At 32.0% G+C, this 2,893-nt stretch carries 6 protein-coding genes; all 6 read right to left on the minus strand.

From position 1 onward, the window contains the following. On the minus strand, window positions 1–1,142 hold a 1,142-nt coding region (locus tag ABIZ51_07675; GenBank protein ID MEO7088653.1), incomplete at its 3' end, for a Na+/H+ antiporter NhaC family protein. 8 nt (window positions 1,143–1,150) lie between these two features. Then, a complete protein-coding gene (locus ABIZ51_07680) occupies window positions 1,151–1,369 on the minus strand; it encodes a heavy metal-associated domain-containing protein (GenBank protein MEO7088654.1) in 219 nt (72 codons plus the stop codon). A gap of 25 nt (window positions 1,370–1,394) precedes the next feature. Next, window positions 1,395–1,607 (minus strand): hypothetical protein, encoded by a 213-nt coding sequence (locus ABIZ51_07685; protein ID MEO7088655.1) that lies wholly within the window; start codon window positions 1,605–1,607, stop codon window positions 1,395–1,397. 26 nt (window positions 1,608–1,633) lie between these two features. Next, window positions 1,634–1,915, minus strand: a complete 282-nt coding sequence (locus ABIZ51_07690; protein ID MEO7088656.1) for a DUF5676 family membrane protein — start codon at window positions 1,913–1,915, stop codon at window positions 1,634–1,636. Between the two features lie 262 nt (window positions 1,916–2,177). Then, entirely contained in the window at window positions 2,178–2,312 is a 135-nt protein-coding gene (locus ABIZ51_07695) for a hypothetical protein (GenBank protein MEO7088657.1), read from the minus strand. 212 nt (window positions 2,313–2,524) lie between these two features. Continuing rightward, window positions 2,525–2,749 carry a heavy metal-associated domain-containing protein gene (locus ABIZ51_07700; GenBank protein MEO7088658.1) on the minus strand — a complete coding sequence of 75 codons (225 nt, stop codon included), beginning with the start codon at window positions 2,747–2,749 and terminating at the stop codon, window positions 2,525–2,527. Between the last annotated feature and the right edge of the window lie 144 nt (window positions 2,750–2,893).

A 2,893-nucleotide genomic window follows, 5' to 3' on the forward strand; every position in this document is an offset into this window, starting at 1 on the left:
GTTACGGCAGAAGACACTATGAAAAGTGAAACGGCTACGCTCCATGCTGGCATAGAATTGCCTAAGTTTTGGTGTATGAAATCATTCAAACCCAATGCTTGCGAAACAGATGCTAAAGGCCACGCTAAGGCAAGAATTACGAGCGTTGTCATTATTTTGTTGCCACCAGCTATAACATCAGAAGTCATTTCTTTAAGATTGTATTTTTGAAAAAAGTAAAAAACAGCCGATATAGCGATAGTGATAAACAGTGCGACAAGCATGGCTCTGTTTGGGTTTGTGTTTGACATGGCTTCAATAAAAGTATGATTGTCCGGTTTGTCTTTTCCGAAAAACCAAAAGAAAAAAATACTAAGTGAGATTACGCTCAATAGCGGAACAATAAGATTGATAACTCTTGGTTTTATTGATGGTTCTGTTTCTTCCATGTCCATCTTCATACCTTTCATGTCCTTTTCAGCAGGTTGTTTTTCCGAAGCGTTTATCGGTTTTTTGAATTGGTAGAAGATGGTAATAAAAGTAATAATGACTAACACGATGCTAAAAAACTCTAAAGGAATTGCTTTTAGCCAAATTGCATAAGCTGAAGTTTTCTCCGAGTTTCCGGCTGCCTTTAAACCGATGCTTATATTTGCAATATTAAACCCAATGAATGTAGTAGCGATAGGAATAAGTTCCACTATCGGACTTGCCGTATTGTTAAGCATAAAAGCAAACCGCTCTTTTGCTATATTATTCTTTTCTACAATTGAACGAGTGATAGAACCTGCACCAACAACCCTAAATCCACAATCAATAAAAGTAACAGGTATCAAAGCCCATATTAAAAAGAAGACATCTTTTTCACTTTTTACATGTTTGTCTGCTATATCTGAAAATGCTTTTATGCCTCCTGATTTTTTTATCAATGACATTAAACCACTAAATAGATACAAAAACAAAAGTACCTGAAGGCTTCCGCTATCCGTTAGTGTCTTTACAATTTTGTCAACAGCCGTTTCAAAACCACCTGTAAGAGTTGGGTTAAGAAAATAGGATCCTGCCAACAGCCCGATTAAAAGTGAGGGAATGATTTTCTTAGACCAAATTGCAATTACAATAGTTATAATTGGTGGTAAAATTGAAAGCCAGACGTTTTGCATTATTTACTCTAATCTTCTGTTATTGTGTAATGCGTATTATTTAATGCCTGTTGTAGCACATCTGTATCAAGAGGCTTTGAAGAAGTAATTTCTGCTTCCTTTTTTGCCAAGTTGATTTCCACGGATGTTACACCTGAAGCAGCAGATAATTTATTTTTTACTGTTGTAACGCACCCGCCACAACTCATGCCACCTATGTGATAAGTGTGTTTGATTGAATTTTCCATGATTTTTTGTTTTTAGTGAATAAAATTATTGAGATTTATTTTTTTTATTTTTGGACAATCTGCCTACTGATTTTTCAATCTTATCAATATCATTATTCATTTTGGTTTTGAAAGTTTTCCAATTGGCTTTTCTTTCTACTTTATAATCATTCATCGCTTTTTTTAAGGATGAAATTTCTTTTACGTAATTTGATTTTTCCTTTTTCAGAATTGTCTTTTCCTCTGTTGTTGTTGACATTTTTTTGATTTTAAATTGTGAATTAATTATTGATTTGAATTTTTAAAACTTATATTATACATAATCGCCACACATACACCAATTAACCAACACAAAATAAATGTTTCCACGATGCCTATTAGATCTTCGCCCAGTGAAATATTCATCCTGATAATACTTGAAACATCAAAGCCATGAAGCAAGCTGTTGAAAAATATTATTGTGCTGTCGTGCCCTAATATCAGCATAACTATTGCGCAACCGAAATAAAACAATGCACCTGTTAGTCCAAATGCTAATCCTAATTTTTTAATACTTATGTGATTCATGATTTTAGTTTTTAAAATTTATATTGTCCGAGAATAGATTACATTTTCATTTTTTACAAGCGCTGAAATTTTCGCATTGTTATCAGCTTTATAAACAATGTTGAAACCTATTTTGTCACAACTTAGTCTTTCGTATTTATTCCCATCCACCTGATGCATAAACATTCCTTGAGTATCCTGACTGAAACAGGAACAAATATTTAGAATTAAAGCGACTGCTACCAAAATAATATTTTTGCGATACATCGTTATAATATACAGGTTATTTTTTTCGATTTTTTTTAAGTTTTACCAACTTAACAATTGTCAATACAACAAAAAACAGAATAATTAAGCCATAAATGTAATGCCAAGGAATTCCCATGCCATATCCTTCCGGATTATTTTGCATATTCATTTTACCCTCCTTTTTTTAATTTATTTAAACGGATTATCTTCATTCTTTTCGTTTACTTCTCAAGTAAAATACAATAAATACAATAAAAAGAAGCAAGATTGTCCACACACCCCAACCCATACCCCAACCCATACCCCAAGAATAGCCGTGCATCATTTTATTTATTTTTAGTGGTTAAATTAATTGTTCGCATGAAATGTTATAAAATTTGTTTAGGATTTAAGTTCCGATATAGTATAACTCGTGTTATTTAACGCATCCTTTAAAGTATCTATTTTTATTGCTTCTGAGGAGGTTACTTCCAATTCATTATTCTCCAAGTCAACTTTAACGGATGTTATTCCCTGAACAGCGGATAATTTATTTTTAACTGTTGCAGCGCATCCTCCGCAACTCATACCACTAACATGGTATGTATTTGTAATTAATATTTGCATGTTTTTTTATTTTTTAAAAAAAATATTAAGTATTTATTTCTTTTTGTTAGTAGTTAACATACTTACTGATTTTTCAATTTTATCAATATCATTATTCATTTTGGTTTTGAAAGTTTTCCAATTGGCTTTTCTTTCTACTTTATA

The sequence above is a fragment of the Bacteroidia bacterium genome, from assembly GCA_039924845.1.
GTDB lineage: Bacteria > Bacteroidota > Bacteroidia > DATLTG01 > DATLTG01 > DATLTG01.

Coding starts and splice junctions, on each gene's coding strand:
- ABIZ51_07680 (MEO7088654.1), bottom strand. CDS start 1,369: ATGGAAAATTCAATCAAACACACTTATCACATAGGTGGCATGAGTTGT.
- ABIZ51_07685 (MEO7088655.1), bottom strand. CDS start 1,607: ATGTCAACAACAACAGAGGAAAAGACAATTCTGAAAAAGGAAAAATCA.
- ABIZ51_07690 (MEO7088656.1), bottom strand. CDS start 1,915: ATGAATCACATAAGTATTAAAAAATTAGGATTAGCATTTGGACTAACA.
- ABIZ51_07695 (MEO7088657.1), bottom strand. CDS start 2,312: ATGAATATGCAAAATAATCCGGAAGGATATGGCATGGGAATTCCTTGG.
- ABIZ51_07700 (MEO7088658.1), bottom strand. CDS start 2,749: ATGCAAATATTAATTACAAATACATACCATGTTAGTGGTATGAGTTGC.